Origin of the sequence: Clostridium sulfidigenes (assembly GCF_052067195.1) — a bacterium.
GTDB lineage: Bacteria > Bacillota > Clostridia > Clostridiales > Clostridiaceae > Clostridium_J > Clostridium_J sulfidigenes.
Genome location: NZ_JBQHQR010000042.1, coordinates 1 through 598, shown reverse-complemented (window position 1 = coordinate 598; position 598 = coordinate 1). Strand labels below are relative to the sequence as shown.

Genomic DNA, 598 nt, shown 5'->3' with positions numbered 1-598 from the left:
TGAAAGTTATTTAAGATATAGGTAATTCTATTGAACCGCCGTGTACCGAACGGTACGCACGGTGGTGTGAGAGGACGGAAAATAAAATAATTATTTTCCTCCTACTCGATTAAAATAAGCTGATTACAGGTTACAATGTGGTTATTAAAATCAATACCCTTTAGGTGGAGATAGATTTAGTAGTTTAGCCATTGAAAGGAGGAAAAAAGATAATGAAAAAAGTAATGTGGTTAGGTCTTTCTATAGAAATAACAGTATTGATAATAATGTTATTATTTGTTGTATTCAAGAAGCCAGTACCAGGAGTACTCGTTGGTATTTTTGTAGCTGGAATGTTAACAAGCATAATATTTTCATTTTTCGTACAACGAGAGAAGATTAAAGAAAATTAAACTATTTAAATATACGAAATTTTATATAGAAAACTAGCCATATTTTAAACTATGAAACTAGTTAAATATGATCCTAGGTAACTATATAACTTTTTAACTAGTTAACTAGCATTCCTGTTATAAAGCTAAATGAACTTTGAAAAAAAGAAACTCCACTGATAAAATACTGGGTATAAGGACTTGCAAGTCTTATCCCTAATTAATAA

At 29.6% G+C, this 598-nt stretch carries 1 protein-coding gene; it reads left to right on the top strand.

The features are described 5' to 3' along the window. Positions 1–212 precede the first annotated feature (212 nt). A complete protein-coding gene (locus ACTNBA_RS19085; RefSeq protein ID WP_441075827.1) occupies positions 213–392 on the top strand; it encodes a hypothetical protein in 180 nt (59 codons plus the stop codon). Positions 393–598: the final 206 nt, after the last annotated feature.

Bases quoted from the DNA above. Each gene is read 5' to 3' on its own strand.
- ACTNBA_RS19085 (WP_441075827.1), top strand. From the start codon at position 213: ATGAAAAAAGTAATGTGGTTAGGTCTTTCTATAGAAATAACAGTATTG.